Origin of the sequence: Roseateles aquae, from assembly GCF_032337115.1 — a bacterium.
GTDB classification, from domain to species: domain Bacteria; phylum Pseudomonadota; class Gammaproteobacteria; order Burkholderiales; family Burkholderiaceae_C; genus Roseateles_C; species Roseateles_C aquae.
Window position 1 is genome coordinate 294,693 of the sequence record NZ_JAVXZY010000001.1, and the last position, 16,934, is coordinate 311,626.

Annotated in this window: 12 protein-coding genes, 1 tRNA gene and 1 pseudogene; 8 read left to right on the plus strand and 6 right to left on the minus strand. The window is 64.3% G+C overall.

The features are described 5' to 3' along the window. Positions 1-48 precede the first annotated feature (48 nt). The 3 genes and pseudogenes from infB to rimP all read right to left on the minus strand — a co-directional run. Positions 49-3,057 carry a translation initiation factor IF-2 gene (gene infB / locus RQP53_RS01345; RefSeq protein WP_315648173.1) on the minus strand — a complete coding sequence of 1,003 codons (3,009 nt, stop codon included), beginning with the start codon at positions 3,055-3,057 and terminating at the stop codon, positions 49-51. A gap of 57 nt (positions 3,058-3,114) precedes the next feature. Next, entirely contained in the window at positions 3,115-4,593 is a 1,479-nt protein-coding gene (gene nusA, locus RQP53_RS01350) for a transcription termination factor NusA (RefSeq protein WP_315648174.1), read from the minus strand. A 173-nt stretch (positions 4,594-4,766) separates the two neighbouring features. Beyond that, positions 4,767-5,273, minus strand: a pseudogene (rimP, locus tag RQP53_RS01355) (ribosome maturation factor RimP); the annotation flags it as partial. Between the two features lie 303 nt (positions 5,274-5,576). Between rimP and fabI the strand changes: the two are divergent. Further along, on the plus strand, positions 5,577-6,356 hold the full coding sequence (gene fabI, locus RQP53_RS01360) for an enoyl-ACP reductase FabI (RefSeq protein ID WP_315648175.1): 780 nt from the start codon (positions 5,577-5,579) through the stop codon (positions 6,354-6,356). 280 nt (positions 6,357-6,636) lie between these two features. Here the strand turns inward: fabI and RQP53_RS01365 are convergent, their stop codons facing one another. Continuing rightward, a complete protein-coding gene (locus tag RQP53_RS01365; protein WP_315648176.1) occupies positions 6,637-8,895 on the minus strand; it encodes an Orn/Lys/Arg family decarboxylase in 2,259 nt (752 codons plus the stop codon). Positions 8,896-9,071: 176 nt separating this feature from the next. Here RQP53_RS01365 and RQP53_RS01370 point away from each other — a divergent pair, with 176 nt between their 5' ends. The 3 genes from RQP53_RS01370 to RQP53_RS01380 all read left to right on the plus strand — a co-directional run bounded on the left by RQP53_RS01370 (position 9,072) and on the right by RQP53_RS01380 (position 10,665). Continuing rightward, on the plus strand, positions 9,072-9,506 hold the full coding sequence (locus RQP53_RS01370) for an NfeD family protein (RefSeq protein ID WP_315648177.1): 435 nt from the start codon (positions 9,072-9,074) through the stop codon (positions 9,504-9,506). A gap of 54 nt (positions 9,507-9,560) precedes the next feature. Then, complete coding sequence (locus RQP53_RS01375) at positions 9,561-10,478, plus strand: SPFH domain-containing protein (RefSeq protein WP_315648178.1); 918 nt, start codon at positions 9,561-9,563, stop codon at positions 10,476-10,478. Between the two features lie 97 nt (positions 10,479-10,575). Then, a tRNA-Ser gene (locus RQP53_RS01380) sits at positions 10,576-10,665 on the plus strand. A gap of 166 nt (positions 10,666-10,831) precedes the next feature. Here the strand turns inward: RQP53_RS01380 and RQP53_RS01385 are convergent. Further along, on the minus strand, positions 10,832-12,088 hold the full coding sequence (locus tag RQP53_RS01385) for a pyridoxal-dependent decarboxylase, exosortase A system-associated (RefSeq protein WP_315648179.1): 1,257 nt from the start codon (positions 12,086-12,088) through the stop codon (positions 10,832-10,834). 77 nt (positions 12,089-12,165) lie between these two features. Further along, positions 12,166-13,767, minus strand: coding sequence for an acyl-CoA ligase (AMP-forming), exosortase A system-associated (locus RQP53_RS01390; protein WP_315648180.1), 1,602 nt, complete (start codon positions 13,765-13,767; stop codon positions 12,166-12,168). A 336-nt stretch (positions 13,768-14,103) separates the two neighbouring features. On the opposite strand from RQP53_RS01390, the gene RQP53_RS01395 reads away from it, so the two are divergent. From RQP53_RS01395 to RQP53_RS01410, 4 genes are read left to right on the plus strand one after another with little or no spacing between them, the layout of a single operon-like run. Continuing rightward, complete coding sequence (locus RQP53_RS01395) at positions 14,104-14,355, plus strand: acyl carrier protein (protein WP_315648181.1); 252 nt, start codon at positions 14,104-14,106, stop codon at positions 14,353-14,355. Between the two features lie 23 nt (positions 14,356-14,378). Then, entirely contained in the window at positions 14,379-15,242 is an 864-nt protein-coding gene (locus RQP53_RS01400; RefSeq protein ID WP_315648182.1) for a hydrolase 2, exosortase A system-associated, read from the plus strand. Beyond that, a complete protein-coding gene (locus RQP53_RS01405) occupies positions 15,239-16,186 on the plus strand; it encodes a hydrolase 1, exosortase A system-associated (protein ID WP_315648183.1) in 948 nt (315 codons plus the stop codon). Before RQP53_RS01400 ends, RQP53_RS01405 begins: the two co-directional genes overlap by 4 nt. Further along, positions 16,183-16,899: a tetratricopeptide repeat protein gene (locus RQP53_RS01410; protein WP_315648184.1), complete on the plus strand. Its 717-nt coding sequence runs from the start codon at positions 16,183-16,185 to the stop codon at positions 16,897-16,899. The genes RQP53_RS01405 and RQP53_RS01410 overlap by 4 nt, the downstream gene beginning before the upstream one ends. Positions 16,900-16,934 lie beyond the last annotated feature (35 nt).

A 16,934-nucleotide genomic window follows, 5' to 3' on the forward strand; every position in this document is an offset into this window, starting at 1 on the left:
GGCAGCCTGGAGGGCATCGACCGCGTTGAAGCGACTGGGGAGCGCTGTTTAGAGCGTTCGGGCCACTTCCTTGATTTCGAAGAATTCGAGCTGATCGCCCTCGGCGATGTCGCTGTAGTTCTTGAGCTTGATACCGCACTCGAAGCCTTCCTTGACTTCCTTGACATCGTCCTTCTCGCGGCGGACCGAGTCGACCTCGCCGGTGTAGATGACGATGTTGTCGCGCAGCAGGCGGAACTTGGCACCACGGCGCACCAGGCCCGAGGTGACCATGGAACCGGCCACGGTACCGATCTTGGAAGCCACGAAGACAACGCGAATCTCGGCGGTGCCCAGCGCTTCTTCGCGCTGTTCCGGCGCCAGCATGCCGGCCATCGCAGACTTCACCTCATCCACGGCGTCATAGATGATGTTGTAGTAGCGCAGGTCGACCGAGTTGCCTTCGGCCAGCTTGCGCGCACCTGCATCGGCACGTGTGTTGAAGCCGATGATGACGGCCTTGGAAGCGATCGCCAGGTTGACGTCCGACTCGCTGATGCCACCAACGGCGGCGTGCACGATTTGCACCTTGACTTCGTCGGTCGACAGCTTGAGCAGCGAGGCCGCCAGTGCTTCCTGCGAGCCCTGCACGTCGGCCTTGATGATCAGCGGCAGGCTCTGCACATCGCCGGAAGCCATGTTCTCGAACATGTTTTCCAGCTTGGCGGCTTGCTGCTTGGCCAGCTTGACGTCGCGGTACTTGCCCGAGCGGAAGGTGGCGATTTCACGGGCGCGGCGTTCGTCGCCCAGCACCATGAATTCGTCACCGGCCTGCGGCACTTCGGTCAGACCCTGGATTTCCACCGGGATCGAAGGGCCGGCAGCCTGGGTCGGCTTGCCGTCTTCGTCCAGCATGGCACGCACGCGGCCATAGGTCGAGCCGGCCAGCACGATGTCGCCGCGCTTGAGCGTACCGCTCTGCACCAGCACCGTGGCCACCGGGCCGCGGCCCTTGTCCAGCTGCGCTTCGATGACCAGACCCTTGGCCATGGAATCCTTGGGCGCCTTCAGTTCCAGCACTTCGGCCTGCAGCAGCACCTGCTCCAGCAGCGCGTCAATGCCTTCACCGGTCTTTGCCGACACCGGCACGAACGGCGAATCACCACCGAATTCTTCCGGCACGACTTCTTCAGCCACCAGCTCGCTCTTCACGCGCTCGAGGTTGGAACCCGGCTTGTCGATCTTGTTGATCGCCACGACGATGGGCACACCCGCTGCCTTGGCATGGTGGATGGCTTCCTTGGTCTGCGGCATCACGCCGTCATCCGCCGCCACCACCAGGATGACGATGTCGGTGGCCTTGGCACCGCGAGCACGCATGGCCGTGAAGGCCTCGTGACCCGGGGTATCCAGGAAGCTGATCATGCCGCGCGGCGTATCGACGTGATAGGCGCCGATGTGCTGCGTGATGCCGCCAGCTTCGCCTGCGGCCACACGGGCACGGCGGATGTAGTCCAGCAGCGAGGTCTTGCCGTGGTCGACGTGACCCATGACGGTCACCACCGGTGCGCGCGGCAGCAGTTCATGCTGCTGCTCGGCGGCGGCGCCCTCTTCTTCCAGGAAGGCATCAGGATCGTCCAGCTTGGCGGCAAAGGCCTTGTGGCCCATTTCTTCCACCAGGATCATGGCGGTTTCCTGATCCAGCTGCTGGTTGATGGTGACCATCTGGCCCAGCTTCATCAGCTGCTTGATCAGCTCCGACGCCTTGATCGACATCTTGTGGGCCAGATCGGCCACCGAGATGGTCTCGGGCACATGGACTTCCTGCACCACCGGTTCGGTCGGCGCCACGAAGTTCGAGGACTGACCACCGCGGTCATTGCGATCACCGCGACGACCCGCCGGGCCACCCTTGGGCGCACGCCAGCCTGCCGGACGAGCGCCGGCCGGTGCATCGGTGCGGCCCTTGACCGCGCCGCGCTTCTTGGCGTCGTCGGCCCAGGAGGACGACAGCTTCTCGCTCTTGACGGACTTCTTCTCGCCCGGCTTGGCGGCCGTGGCCGAACCCGGCGCGGCGGGTGCGCCCGGCGTGCCCGGCTTCTTGTGGATGGTGCCCTTGATTTCCTTGGCAGGCTCGGGCTTGGGCTCTTCCTTCTTCGCGACCAGCACCTTCTTCGGTGCGTTCATCATCGCGCGAATGGCGGCGGCTTCAGCCTCGGCAGCCTTGCGGCGGCGCTCCAGATCAACCTGCTTTTGCTTCTCTTCGGCGCCAACATCGACGGCCTTGATCACACGCAGCTGCGGCTTGGGCGGTTCGACAGGCGCAGCCGGAGCGGCCGGTGCTGCAGGCGCCGCAGCCGGTGCTTCGACCGGTGCGGCAGCGACTGGAGCGGGCGCGGGGGCTGGCGCGGCCGCGACCTGCGGCTTACGCGAACCCTGGGCCAGCGCCTTGTTGGCAGCGTCGGCAGCGGCGCGCGAGGCGGCTTGCGAATCGGACTTGGCGGCGGCCTTGGCGGCGGCTTCGGCAGCAGCCTTGGCGGCAGCTTCAGCGGCAGCGGCTTCGGCAGCACGGGCTTCAGCAGCCAGACGTTCCTGACGGCGCTGTTCCTCGGCTTCACGAGCCAGGCGTTCCTGCTCTTCACGTTCGCGGACGCGGGCCGCCAGCTCGGCTTCCTGGGCGCGCAACGCCTCGGCCTGGGCCTGGGCTTCTTCTTCGCGACGCTGCAGTTCAGCTTCTTCAGCCGCTTGCGCGCTGGCCTCGTCGACACCGCTGGCATCGTCGCGCTTGACGAAGGTGCGCTTCTTGCGCACTTCAACCTGAATGGTGCGTGCCTTGCCGCTGGCATCGGCCTGCTTGATCTCGCTGGTCGACTTGCGGGTCAGCGTGATCTTCTTGCGGTCGGCGCCGCCGGTACCGTGCGCGGTACGCAGGTAGTCGAGCAGCTTTTCCTTGTCGGCCTCGTTGAGGGCGTCATCGGTAGACGCCTTCTTGACGCCCGCTGCTTGCAGCTGCTCAAGCAGTGTGCTTGCAGGCCTTTGGAGCTCTGCAGCGAACTGGGCGACGGTAGTCACAGCCATGTGTGGATCCTTAAATGCTTAATCTGCTGTGCGAATGAACTGGGGCTTTGCTACCGCTCAGGCGGTGAACCAGTGTTCGCGGGCCTTCATGATCATGGCGCGGGCATCTGCCTCGTCCATGCCGGCCAGTTCAACGAGTTCGTCGACGGCCAGATCGGCCAGGTCGTCGCGGGTATGGATATTGCCGTCGGCCAATTTGGCCACGAGTTCAGGCGTCATGCCTTCCAGATCGCGCAGATCCTGGGAGACCTCCTCGACCTTTTCCTCACGGGCAATTTCCATGGTCAGCAGCGCATCCTTGGCTCGGGTGCGCAACTCGTTGACCGTGTCCTCGTCGAAGGCCTCGATTTCCAGCATTTCCTGCATCGGCACATAGGCCACTTCTTCCAGGCTGGTGAACCCTTCGGCGATCAGGATGTCGGCCACTTCGGCATCGACGTCGAGCTTTTCGACGAAGAGCTTGCGGACCGACTCAGACTCCTGAGCCTGCTTCGCGGCCGATTCCTCAGCCGACATGATGTTGATGCGCCAGCCGGTCAGCTCGGAAGCGAGCCGCACGTTCTGGCCACCACGGCCAATCGCGATGGCGAGGTTTTCCTCGTCAACGACGACGTCCATGGCGTGGCGTTCCTCGTCAACGACGATGGATTGCACATTGGCCGGGGCCAACGCGCCGATGACGAACTGGGCCGGATCTTCCGACCACAGCACGATGTCCACGCGTTCGCCGGCGAGCTCATTGGTGACGCCGTTGACGCGCGAACCGCGTACGCCGACGCAGGTGCCGATCGGATCGACACGCTTGTCGTGTGACAGCACGGCGATCTTGGCGCGGCTGCCCGAATCGCGGGCGCAGCTCTTGATCTCCAGCAGGCCCTGCTCGATCTCAGGCACTTCCTGAGCGAACAGCTCCTTCATGAATTCCGGGCTGGAACGCGACAGCATGATCTGCGGGCCACGCTGGGTCGGATCGACGCCCAGGATCACGGCACGGACGCGGTCGCCGGTGCGCAGGTTTTCCTTGGCGATCATTTCGCTGCGCTTCAGGCGGCCTTCGACGCGACCGGATTCGGCAATGATGTCGCCCTTGTCCAGACGTTTGACGGTGCCGACGAAAATCCTCTCGCCGCGGGCCATGAAGTCGTTCAGCAGCTGCTCACGCTCGGCATCACGGATCTTCTGCAGGATGACCTGCTTGGCGGCCTGCGCACCAATGCGGCCGATGGGCACCGACTCGACCGGCTCCTCGATGTGATCCTCGACTTCGATGTCGGCAATCTGCTCCTGCGCTTCGAACAGCAGGATTTCAGCATCGGCGTTTTGCAGGCCGGCCTCATTGGGCACGACGTGCCAGCGGCGGAAAGTCTCGTACTCGCCGGAATCGCGGTCAATGGCGACGCGGATGTCGACCTCGCCGCCATACAACTTCTTGGTGGCCGAAGCCAGTGCCGCTTCGACGGCACCAAACACCACATCGCGCTCCACGCTCTTCTCGCGCGAGATGGCGTCCACCAGCATCAACAGTTCGCGGTTCATTGATCGAGACCTCCGTCAACCTTGTCATCCTCAGTGGCAGCCTCTACGGTCTGCCGGGCCTTGGCGTTGCTGCGCTTTTTCTTCGCTGTCGAAGTCTTGCCAGCTGCCTTGGCCGCCTTATCTATCGCATTCCCTGCTGCATTGCCTGCCACGCCGGCAGCTCGCTGCGCCAGAGCCGCCCGACCCTTGAAGGTCAGCGCCGGCACCAACTTGGCGCCGCGCACCTCGTCAAGCGTGAAATCCAATGCATGATCATTCTTGCCATCGCTGAAGATCAGGCGCCAGGCCGTGGCCTGCGCAGCCGCCTCGGCTACCGCGTCTTCAGCCGCGGCCAGCACGCCGCGATACTTCTTGCGCCCCTGGAAGGCCTCGCGCAGCGTCAGTTCGACTTCCTCACCGACAAAGCGGGCGTAGTCGCTGGGCTTGTTCAGCGGGCGATCGACGCCCGGCGACGAGACTTCCAGACGCTGGTAATCACAGCCCTCGACCTCCAGCACGTACTGCAACTGGCGCGTCACGCGCTCGCAGTCATCCACCGTGATCACCTCGCCGGCGAGCGCCTGCTCAGCCAGCTTGTCGATCGCCACGCGCAGCAAGCCCCCGGCGCTGCGTTCGCAGAGCACCAGCTCGTAACCCAGACCGGTCACGGTTTTTTCAACAGCGGCTTGCCAATTTGTCATGCGGGGCGTGTCTACCAATTCTCTGGAGGTTCTGCAGTGGATACGAAATCGTACAAAGAGCGTTCAAGCAAAAAAAATGGGCTGGATGAACCGCCCATTTTTACAACCCACCCCTACTGCAGCGCCGCGAGGCGCCTCGGCCTAAGCCGGAGCAGTGAGACAGATCGTCAGGTTGTTTTTCACTTTTCAGCGAAGCCAGGATTGTACTATGCAAGCACCATGCCCGCAAGAACCCGGCTTGCTCTTCAGACACAGCGTGCGAGAATCCGACGCTGATTTGAACACTGGTACCAAGGAGCAGACATGGGATTTCTCGCAGGCAAGCGATTGCTGATCACGGGCGTGCTGTCCAACCGATCCATCGCTTATGGCATTGCGAAGGCCTGCCATCGCGAAGGCGCCGAGCTGGCGTTCAGCTATGTGGGCGAGCGTTTCAAGGATCGCATCACCGAGTTTGCCGCCGAATTCAATTCGAAACTGGTATTTGACTGCGATGTTTCCGACGACGCGCAGATCGATGCCCTGTTCCAGCAATTGGGCGAGCACTGGCCGGAGTTTGACGGCTTCGTCCATTCGATCGGTTTTGCACCGCGCGAAGCGATTGCCGGTGATTTTCTTGACGGCCTGTCGCGTGAGAACTTCCGTATCGCTCACGATATCTCGGCCTACAGCTTCCCGGCCATGGCCAAGGCAGCTGCCCCGCGCCTGCGCACCGGCGCCTCGCTGGTGACACTGTCCTATCTGGGCGCCGAACGCTATGTGCCCAACTACAACACCATGGGCCTGGCCAAGGCCTCGCTGGAAGCCAGCGTGCGCTACCTGGCCTATTCGCTGGGCGCCCGCGGCGTGCGCGTGAACGGCATTTCGGCCGGCCCGATCAAGACCCTGGCCGCCTCCGGCATCAAGGACTTCGGCAAGCTGCTGACCCAGTTCGCCGCCAACACCCCGATCCGCCGCAACATCACCATCGATGACGTCGGCAACGTCGCCGCCTTTCTGCTGTCCGACCTGGCAGCCGGCGTCAGTGCCGAGATCACCTACGTCGACGGCGGCTTCAGCCACGTCGCCTTGGCCGGAGAGTAAGCCCCTCGGCCAGGCTTACCTGGGCGATCCCCCGAGGGGATGCAAGAAGGCGCCGGATTGACCGGCGCCTTTTTTCGTGGGAGTCGCCCTTGGGGCGGCCCGGCGGGCGACTCAAGGCCACAGCTCAATCACCGAAGACGTCAAGAGCTCTGCCTTCACCAGGAAAAACGGGACCTCAACGGTCCCGTTTTTTCATCCAGCAGAGTCCGAGGATCCGGCTCCGCCGGGCCTACGGACTCGCCCCATTGAGGGGGCGCGCGTCAGCGCGTAGGGGGTGGGTCTATTCAGCCACACAGTCAACGAAGTAGCGCGACTTGCCGTCCTCGCCCTTCTCTTCCACCAGCCCGTGCACATCGGTGGCAAAGCCCGGGAAGCGCTCGTTGAAGTCGCGGGTGAACTTCAGGTAGTCGACGATCTTCTTGTTGAAGCGTTCGCCCGGAATCAGCAGCGGAATGCCGGGCGGGTAAGGCGTTAGCAGCGAGGTCGTCACCCGGCCTTCGAGCTTGTCGATCGCCACACGTTCGGTGCGGCGATGGGCAATATGGGCGAAGGCATCGCTGGGCTTCATGGCCGGCTCGAGTTCAGACAGGTAAACGTCCGTCGTCAGCCGCGCAATATCGCCCTTGGCATAGGCCTCGTGGATGCTCTGGCAGAGGTCGCGCAGGCCCATGCGCTCATAGCGCGGCTGGGCGGCGCAGAACTCCGGCAGGATGCGCCACAGCGGCGCGTTCTTGTCGTAGTCGTCCTTGAACTGCTGTAGCGCCGTCAGCAGCGTGTTCCAGCGGCCCTTGGTGATGCCGATGGTGAAGAGGATGAAGAAGGAGTACAGGCCGGTCTTCTCGACCACCACACCATGCTCGGCCAGGAACTTGGTGACGATGCTGGCCGGAATGCCGGTCTTGGCGAACTTGCCGCTCATGTCCAGCCCCGGCGTGATGATGGTGGACTTGATCGGGTCCAGCATATTGAAGCCGGCCGCGATATTGCCGAAGCCATGCCACTTGGCATTGGCCTTGAGCATCCAGTCCGCCGGCTTGCCATAGCCCTCTTCGACCAGCTTGTCCGGCCCCCATACCTTGAACCACCAGTCCTGACCGTAGTCTTCGTCGACCTTGCGCATGGCACGGCGGAAGTCCATCGCCTCGGAGATGCTCTCCTCCACCAGCGCGGTGCCGCCGGGCGGCTCCATCATCGCGGCGGCCACATCGCAGCTGGCAATGATCGAGTACTGCGGGCTGGTCGAGGTGTGCATCAGATAGGCCTCGTTGAACAAATGCTTGTCCAGCTTGACCTTCTGGGAGTCCTGCACCAGCACCTGCGAAGCCTGCGACAGACCGGCCAGCAGCTTGTGGGTCGACTGCGTGGCATAGACCATGGCCGTTTCCGGACGCGGCCGGTTCTTGCCCATGGCGTGGTAGCTGCCATAGAAATTGTGGAAGGCGGCATGCGGCAGCCAGGCCTCGTCGAAATGCAGGGTATCGATCCAGCCGTCCAGCTTCTGCTTGATGGTCTCGGTGTTGTAGAGCACGCCGTCGTAGGTCGACTGCGTCAGCGTCATGATGCGCGGCTTGACCTTCTTGACGTCCACACCCTTCAACAGCGGGTTCTTGGCGATCTTCTTGCGGATGTTCTCCGGCGAGAACTCGCTCTCGGGTATCGGGCCGATGATGCCGTAGTGATTGCGCGTCGGCGTCATGAACACCGGCACCGCGCCGGTCATGATGATGGAGTGCAGGATGCTCTTGTGGCAGTTGCGGTCGACCACGACCACATCGCCGGGCGCCACCGTGTGGTGCCAGACCATCTTGTTGGAGGTCGAGGTGCCGTTGGTGACGAAGAAACAGTGGTCGGCATTGAAGATGCGCGCCGCATTCTTCTCCGACGCAGCCACCGGGCCAGTATGGTCCAGCAACTGGCCGAGTTCCTCGACCGCATTGCAGACGTCGGCGCGCAGCATGTTCTCGCCGAAGAACTGGTGGAACATCTGCCCCACCGGGCTCTTCAGGAAAGCCACACCGCCGGAGTGACCCGGGCAGTGCCAGCTGTACGAACCATCCTGCGCATAGTCCATCAGCGCCTTGAAGAACGGCGGCGCCAGGCCGTCGAGATAGCTCTTGGCTTCGCGGATGATGTGGCGGGCCACGAACTCCGGCGTATCCTCGAACATATGAATGAAGCCATGCAACTCGCGCAGCACGTCATTGGGCAGATGCTGCGAGGTGCGCGTTTCGCCATAGACGTAGATCGGGATGTCGGCGTTCTTGAAGCGGATCTCTTCAATGAACTTGCGCAGATTCAACACCGCCGGATCCAGCTCCGGCCCGGGCGTGAATTCCTCGTCGTCGATGGACAGGATGAAGGCACTCGCGCGGCTTTGCTGCTGGGCGAACTGGCTCAGATCGCCGTAGCTGGTCACACCCAGCACCTCGAAGCCCTCTTTCTGGATGGCGTCGGCAAGGGCGCGAATGCCCAAACCCGAGGTGTTCTCGGAGCGATAGTCCTCGTCGATGATGACGATGGGGAAGCGAAAGCGCAGCATGTAAATGCCTCCGGGAACAGGGCAAGAAATTGGAAAGGCGCGAAGTGTAGGGCTAGCGGCTGACAGTGCAAGCAGCAATTGCTGTTTGTCGCACAAACAGAACGGCTTGTGTACGACTAGCGTCACGAAGCTGAGCGATACACTCAAATCAAACAAAACAGCGAGGAGCGATCAAGATGGGATGGGGACTTTCAACACTCTGGTGGATGGGTTGCGGCGCGCTGGTCGCTGCTGAGCTATTGAGCGGCACCTTCTACCTGCTGATGCTGGCCCTGGGTGCCGCCGCCGGCGCGCTGGCCGCCCACCTGGGCTTGAGCTTCAGCCTGCAGATGCTGCTGGCTGCGCTGGTCGGCGGCTGCGCCACCAGCCTCTGGCATCTGAAGCGCATCAAGACCTTGCGGGCGCAGCCGCCCGCACAGGCCAATCCCGATGTCAATCTGGACATCGGCCAGATCGTCAGCGTCGACACTTGGTCGGCCGATGGCACCGCCCGGGTGCTCTATCGCGGCGCGCAATGGAATGTGCGTTTTACCGGCGAAGACAGCCCGGCACCGGGCCGCCACATCATTCGCGCCGTCGAGGGCAGCTGCCTGCTGCTGGCACCCGTCTGAGCGGCTGCAGCGCCGCCTATTCATTCAAAGATCAATCACAAAGAGGGAAGCTCCATGGAAATCATTGCCGCCGTGCTGGTGCTGATCGTCATCATCTTCATTGCCCGCTCGGTCAAGGTCGTGCCTCAGCAGCATGCCTGGGTGGTCGAGCGCCTGGGCAAGTTCCACGCCACGTTGACGCCGGGGCTGAACTTCCTGGTGCCTTTTGTCGACCGCCTCGCCTACCAACATTCCTTGAAGGAAATCCCGCTGGATGTGCCCAGCCAGGTCTGCATCACCAAGGACAACACCCAGCTCACCGTCGACGGCATCCTCTACTTCCAGGTCACCGACCCGATGCGCGCCAGCTATGGCTCATCGAATTACATCGTCGCCATCACCCAGCTGGCGCAAACGACGCTGCGCTCGGTGATCGGTCGCATGGAACTGGATCGCACCTTTGAGGAGCGCGCCATCATCAACACCTCGGTCGTCGAAGCGCTCGATGAAGCGGCACTGAACTGGGGCGTCAAGGTCTTGCGCTACGAAATCAAAGACCTGACCCCGCCGCCCGCCATCCTGCATTCCATGCAGGCCCAGATCACCGCCGAGCGCGAAAAGCGCGCGCTGATCGCCGCCTCCGAAGGCCGCCGCCAGGAACAGATCAATATCGCCACCGGCGAGCGCGAGGCAGCGATTGCCCGTTCCGAAGGCGAGAAGCAGGCCGAGATCAACAAAGCCCTCGGCGAGGCCGCTGCCATCACCGCGGTGGCCGACGCCACCAGCGATGCCATCCGCAAGATTGCCGCCGCCATCGAGCAACCCGGCGGCCAGCAGGCGGTGCAGCTGAAAGTCGCGGAGAAAGCCGTCGACGCCTATGCGCAGCTGGCACAGAAGAACAACACCATGATCGTGCCCGGCAATATGAGCGAAGTCTCAGGCCTGATCGGCACCGCCATGGCGCTGATGAAGGGCGGCGCCGGCAAGCCCTGATGGCACAGGGCTCTGCTCTCGACGCGCCGCGTTTCGCTGCAAAATTCTCAACACCTTTCCGGAAGCCAGAAAAAACTGGGTTATGATGGCGGGCTTCGGAGAGGTGGATGAGCGGTTTAAGTCGCACGCCTGGAAAGCGTGTGTGGGCTAACCCCCACCGCGGGTTCGAATCCCGCCCTCTCCGCCAGAAGCACACAGGCTGACACCATCCATGTCAGCACAAGCAAAGCCTCTTGCTCGCGCCAGAGGCTTTTTTGTTTTTTGGGCACCAAGCTCGCCACGCATCAGAGTGCCGAGACACAAAAAAGCCGCTGCTGCGGCGGCGGCTGGCTGGCTCGCCCTTTGAGCAGGGCTTAGACCAGCACCTCCACCACCGGCGCATGGCCCAAGAAGGCCTGCGGGCTGGCGCTGGCACCGTAGGCACCGCTCTGGAACACAACGGCCAGATCGCCGATCTCGGCACGCGGCAGATCCATCTTGTCGGCCAGCAGGTCCAGCGGCGTGCACAGCGGTCCCACCACCGACGCCTGCTCGCGCTCGGCGCTGGCGGCCTTGTTGCCTATGGTCACCGGGTAGTTCTTGCGCAGCACCTGGCCAAAGTTGCCCGAGGCTGACAGATGGTGATTCAAGCCCCCATCGCTGACGAGATAGACCTGACCGCGCGAGACCTTTTTGTCGACGATGCGCGTCACATAGACCCCGGCCTCGCCAACCAGATAGCGGCCCAGCTCGATGACGATGGAGGCCTCGGGCAGATCGGTCTTCAGCCGCTCGGCCAGCTGCGCCAGATTGGCCGAAATCGGCGCCAGGTCCAGTCGTGTCTCGCCGGGGAAATAGGGAATGCCGAAGCCGCCACCAAGATTTAGAAAGCGCACCGGCGATGGCGCATGAGCCGCCAGGCGCAACGCCAACTCGTAGGACTTCTGCTGTGCCTCGCAAATCGATTCGGCCTTGAGGTTCTGCGAGCCGGCAAACAGGTGGAAGCCTTCAAAGGCCAGGCCCAGCGCACCCATCTGCGCCAGCACCTCAGGCACCACCTCGACGTCGACGCCGAACTGCTTGGGCCCGCCGCCCATCTTCATGCCCGAGCCCTTGAGCTCGAAATCGGGATTGACGCGCAGCGCCACCCGCGCCTGACGGCCCAGCTCGGCCTGTGCCGCCGCCAGCACCGGCAGTTCGCGCGCCGACTCCACGTTCACCAGCACGCCCGCCGCCACCGATTGGCGCAGCTCGGCATCGCGCTTGCCCGGGCCGGCAAAGCTGATCTCGGCCGGATCGGCGCCGGCGTCCAGTGCCACCTTCAGCTCGCCGGCCGAGGCGACATCGATGCCATCAACCAGACCAGCCATCAGGCCGACGACGGCCGGCATCGGGTTGGCCTTCATCGCGTAGTGCAGCTTGACGCTCTTGGGCAGCGCCGCACGCAGCTGCGCCACCCGCTCGCGCAGCAGGCCGCGGTCGTAGGCATAGAACGGTGTCTGGCCGACCCGCGCCGCCAACAGCGAGAGGGGCTGACCGCCAACAGCCAGCTCGCCGTTGACCACGGGGAACTGCGACATGGCCTCATGCACCGGCAGGCGCTTGACGACGGGGGACTCGGAATCGGACATATCAGGCCTCTTGCCGGTGGATACACCAGCGCTTGGAAATCAGTGAGGATTTGGGGTCAGGTCTTGCCGCAGCCAGCTCAGCCGCGCGCTTCCAGCCAGGCCGTTGACAGCAGCTTGCGGTCGATCTTGCCATTCGGATTGCGCGGCAAGGGCCCGGCCTGCTGCTCGATGCCCGCCGGCACCATATAGGCCGGCATGCGCTGCTTGCACTCGGCCAGCAAGGCGGCCATGTCGATGGCCTCAGCACCGGCCGGCGGCGTGGCGATGACCTGGATGCTCTGGCCCAAGGTCGGATGGTCGGCGCCAAAAGCGACGCATTCGCCCACCAGCTTGGTCGCGTAGAGGATTTCCTCGACCTCGGTGGGACTGACCCGGTAGCCCGAGGTTTTCATCATCTCGTCGCGCCGGCCGATGAAGTACAGAAAGCCCTCAGCGTCCATGCGCACGTTGTCGCCGGAGAACACCGCGTACTCGGGCAGCTGCAGGCCGGCCTCGCGGCCCGGCGCGCCCGCAGGCAGCAGCTTGTAGCGTTCGGCAGTCTTTTCCGCATCGTTCCAGTAGCCCATGCCGACCAGGGCGCCGCGGTGCACCAGCTCGCCCGGCTCATCGGGCGCGCAGGGCGTGCCATCCTCGCGCAAGACCAAGATTTCGGCATTCGGGATCGCCTTGCCGATTGAATCGGGCCGGCGATCAACTTCAGAAGGCGGCAGATAGGTCGAGCGGAAGGCCTCGGTCAGGCCATACATCAGATAGGGCAAGGCGCTGGGCACACGCTGGCGCAGCGCGTCCAGCGTCTCGCGCGGCATGCGGCCGCCGGTGTTGGCGAAGTAGCGCAGATGCTCGCCGATGGCCGCCGGCCACTCCAGCTGCGAGAGCTGGATGTACAGCGGCGGCACGGCCGTCAGCCCGGTGACCTTCTCGCGCTCCATTGCCTTGAGCACATCGCGCGGCATCAGGTAGTTCAGCAGCACAACACGAGCGCCGGCGTGGAATGCCGTGGTCAACTGGCTGAAGCCGGCGTCAAAGGAGAGTGGCAAGGCCGCCAGCAGCGTATCGCTGGCGCGGTTCTCCAGGTAGCTGGCCACACTGCGTGCGCCGGCCACCATATTCCGGTGCGACAGCACCACGCCCTTGGGTTTGCCGGTGCTGCCCGAGGTGTAAAGGATGGCGACCATATCGGTGTCGATGACGCGATGACCGGGCACGGTCGGCGTCTGCAGCAGCGTGGCCCAATCGAGCTGGCCTTCAGCGGCGCCGCTGGTCAGCACGATATGGCGCAGTGAGGGGCAGTTTGGAAGCTGCTCCTGCAGCGTGGCCAGACGCTCGGGCGAGGTCACCAGCAGCTGCACATCGCAGTCGCGCATGATGAAAGCCACCTGCTCGGCCTTCAAAAGCGGATTCATGGGCACAAAAACACAGCCCGCCGCCGGTGCACCAAAACTGGCCACCACGGTTTCAAAACGTTTTTCGAGATAAATGCCGACACGCGCGCCGCGCGGCAATCCCAAAGCCATCAGCGCCGACGAAAAACCGCGCAGCTGGGCGGCCAATTCGCCATAGCTGAGGTTTTGCGCGCCATAGGTCAGCGCCACACGATCGGGATTGCGGTCGGCCGCGTCAAAAACGAGGGCGGGCAGCAGACTGGAATCACGCGGGGTTTGCTGAAGCGGAAATGACATGCTGGGTTTCTTTGCTGACTTTGTGGGGCCACGATGGCCGGTGCTCAAGGGCCAGTGCCAAGCGCCAAAAAGTATCGCATACCGCCTGTGCCAGACCGACCGTCAAACTGGGTGCGCCTACCCCGCATTCAGGCGGCGTGCCAACGCACGCGCCGCCACCCGCCAGACGCTGGGCGCATCCCCTCCGGACAAGGGGGCCGCGAACGGCGGCACGGTGATATTTGCCCTTAAGATCGCGCCCATCGCCGAGCCTCATCCGAGGCTCGCCTTGCTCTGGGCCAAAATGCCCGCGCCACCATCGCTGCGATGGTGCTCGCCACAGATTCAGCACACGCCATGGATACTTATAAGAACGTCGTTCGCATACTCGATGAAGTCCTGAGCCTGGAAGGCCGCAGCGCCAGTTTCAGCCGTGATACCGCCCTGCTTGGCGCGATTGCCGAGCTGGATTCCATGGCCGTGGTCAGCCTGATCACCGCGCTGGAGGAGCAGTTGGGTATCAGCATCGGCGACGATGAGATCGATGGCGACACCTTTGCCACCGTCGGTGCGCTGGTCGACTTCGTCGACGCCAAGCTGAAGGACTGAGCGCCTTCGCCTGAGCGCCGGCCATGCATGCCGCCACCTCGCACCTGCCACGCGCGCTGCCGCAGTTCCTGCCCAGTGCCCGCGACGGCCTGCAGCGCTTCGGTCTGCTACATCAGCCCGGCGCGGGCAGAGCGGTGCGCGGCCGTGTGCTCTTCGTTCATGCCTTTGCCGAGGAAATGAACAAGGCACGCCGGATGGCGGCGCTGCAGGCTCAGGCACTGGCGCGGGCCGGCTTCTGGGTGCTGCAGATCGATCTGCTCGGCTGTGGCGATAGCGACGGCGACTTTGGTGACGCCAGCTGGGCCGCCTGGCAGGACGATGTGCGCATTGGCGCCGAGCAACTGCGCCATTGCGGCAGTTCACCCTTGTGGCTCTGGGGCATGCGTGCCGGCGCCCTGCTCGCGGCCGAGGTGGCGTCACAGCTGCCTGAGCCCGCGCACTGCCTGTTCTGGCAGCCAGCCAGCAGCGGCAAGCAGCTGCTGCAGCAATTCCTGCGCCTGAAAACGGCCAGCGGCCTGATCAGCGGCCAGGGCAAGGGCGCCATGGCCGAGGTGCAGGCGCAGCTGGACGCCGGCGCCAGCGTCGAGGTGGCCGGCTATCAGCTGCCCGCCGCGCTGGCCAAGGGCCTTGAGAAATCCCGGCTCACGCCGCCGGCCCTGGCCGAGGCCAGCCCGCCCCGGCATCTGCTCTGGTTCGAGCTGAGCACTCAAGCCGAGGCCAGCTTCAGCCCGGTCGCCCAGCAGGCCCATGAGGCCTGGCGCGCCGCTGGCTGGCAGCTCGAAGCGGCCATGCTGCAAGGCCCGCAGTTTTGGCAAACGACCGAGATTGAGGAAGCGCCGGCCCTGCTGGCCGCCACGCTCGCCGCGATGGAGCGCCACGCCGGATGAATAGCAGCCCCCTCGCCTACCAGGAACGTGCGCTGGCCTTCGACTGCGAGGGTCAGGCCTTGCTGGGCATCGTCAGCGAGCCCAAGGCCGGCAGCGCCCGCGCCACCCTGGGCGTGCTGATCATCGTTGGCGGCCCGCAGTACCGCGCCGGCAGCCACCGCCAGTTTGTGCTGCAGGCGCGCCACTGGGCCTCAGCCGGTTACCCGGTGCTGCGCTTTGACTACCGCGGCATGGGCGACAGCGCCGGCATGCAGCGCGACTTTGAACGCGTCAGCAGCGATATCGGCGCGGCCATCAGCGCTTTCATGTCGGCCTGCCCGGATCTGGAGGGCGTCGTGCTCTGGGGGCTGTGCGATGCGGCCTCGGCCGCCCTGCTCTACGTCCACGAGCACCGTGAGGATCGTCGTGTCAAGGCCTTGGCGCTGGCCAATCCTTGGGTGCGTACCGCACAGGGCCTGGCGCGCGCGCAGGCCAAGCATTACTACCTGCAAAGGCTCAAGCAGCCCGAGTTCTGGCTCAAGCTGATCAAGGGCGGCGTGGGTCTGCAGGCGCTGCGCAGCCTGGGCAGCAATCTGGCGGCCTTGCTCGGCCGCCCGGCGGCTGCGGCCGACGCAGGCGCGCCAGCCAGCGAGCGAGCTTTGGGCTTTCAGGATCGCATGGCGCTGGGGCTGCGCCATTTCAAGGGCCGCAGCCTGCTCTTGCTCAGCGGCGAGGATCTGACCGCCCAGGAGTTTCTCGACCACAGCGCCGGCTCACCGGCCTGGAACGGTTTGCTGACGGCCAGCACGCTCAAGCGGGTTGACTTCAAAGACGCCGATCACACTTTTTCCGGCCCGGGCAGCTTGCAGGCCATGAACAGCGTTTGCCTGGACTGGCTGCTGAGCCTGGGCAGGCCCGGGGCTGCCGTGTCCGACCCACCCTCTCTCGCCAAGGCCACCCGATGAACGCTTTGACTCGCGCACGCACTGCTGCCTTGCCCCTGCTGCCGGCCCTGTTGGCTGCTGCGCTGCTGCCCAGTGCCGCACAAGCCCAGGTCAGCCCCGAGCTCTGCGGCCCGGTCTATGTGCAGGGCGACTTCGGGCCCTACGACTACCGCTATGACAAGGACAAGCTCGGCGTCGTCGAGCGCGCCCACTTCACCTCGGAGGTGGAGTTGCTGGTGCGCGGGCACAGCACGGCGCTGGTCGGCACCGATCTGAACTACACGCTGGCCAAGTTCCCCAATCACCATCGCGCGCTGCTGTCGATGCTCAATCTGGGCAAGAAGCTGAAGAGCGACCAGGTGCCGGGTGCGGCTCATCCGGTCGAGTGCTACTTCGAGCGCGCGCTGCGCTTCAAGCGAAACGACACCGTGGCGCGCATGCTCTACGTCCAGTACCTGATCGGCCGATCGCGCTTGGCCGAGGCGCAGGAGCAGGTGGACGAGGCCGCCCGCCACGCCGCCGGCAATGCGCTGACGCACTACAACATCGGGCTCAGCTATTTCGAGCTGAAGGCCTACGACAAGGCGCTGACCCACGCCCACGAGGCGCTGAAGATCGGCTACACGAACCAAGGCCTGGTCGAACGACTGAAGTCGGTGGGCCAGTGGCGCGAACCCGAGGCCGACAAGCCCACCGCTGCGGAACCCGCGGCATCAGCGGCCAGCGCGCCCTGAGCAAGCCCACGGCCGAGCGCCCCAGATATCAGAAC

Excerpts from the sequence above, each read along its gene's own strand:
- infB (WP_315648173.1), bottom strand. The coding sequence starts at position 3,057 with ATGGCTGTGACTACCGTCGCCCAGTTCGCTGCAGAGCTCCAAAGGCCT.
- nusA (WP_315648174.1), bottom strand. The coding sequence starts at position 4,593 with ATGAACCGCGAACTGTTGATGCTGGTGGACGCCATCTCGCGCGAGAAG.
- fabI (WP_315648175.1), top strand. The coding sequence starts at position 5,577 with ATGGGATTTCTCGCAGGCAAGCGATTGCTGATCACGGGCGTGCTGTCC.
- RQP53_RS01365 (WP_315648176.1), bottom strand. The coding sequence starts at position 8,895 with ATGCTGCGCTTTCGCTTCCCCATCGTCATCATCGACGAGGACTATCGC.
- RQP53_RS01370 (WP_315648177.1), top strand. The coding sequence starts at position 9,072 with ATGGGATGGGGACTTTCAACACTCTGGTGGATGGGTTGCGGCGCGCTG.
- RQP53_RS01375 (WP_315648178.1), top strand. The coding sequence starts at position 9,561 with ATGGAAATCATTGCCGCCGTGCTGGTGCTGATCGTCATCATCTTCATT.
- RQP53_RS01385 (WP_315648179.1), bottom strand. The coding sequence starts at position 12,088 with ATGTCCGATTCCGAGTCCCCCGTCGTCAAGCGCCTGCCGGTGCATGAG.
- RQP53_RS01390 (WP_315648180.1), bottom strand. The coding sequence starts at position 13,767 with ATGTCATTTCCGCTTCAGCAAACCCCGCGTGATTCCAGTCTGCTGCCC.
- RQP53_RS01395 (WP_315648181.1), top strand. The coding sequence starts at position 14,104 with ATGGATACTTATAAGAACGTCGTTCGCATACTCGATGAAGTCCTGAGC.
- RQP53_RS01400 (WP_315648182.1), top strand. The coding sequence starts at position 14,379 with ATGCATGCCGCCACCTCGCACCTGCCACGCGCGCTGCCGCAGTTCCTG.
- RQP53_RS01405 (WP_315648183.1), top strand. The coding sequence starts at position 15,239 with ATGAATAGCAGCCCCCTCGCCTACCAGGAACGTGCGCTGGCCTTCGAC.
- RQP53_RS01410 (WP_315648184.1), top strand. The coding sequence starts at position 16,183 with ATGAACGCTTTGACTCGCGCACGCACTGCTGCCTTGCCCCTGCTGCCG.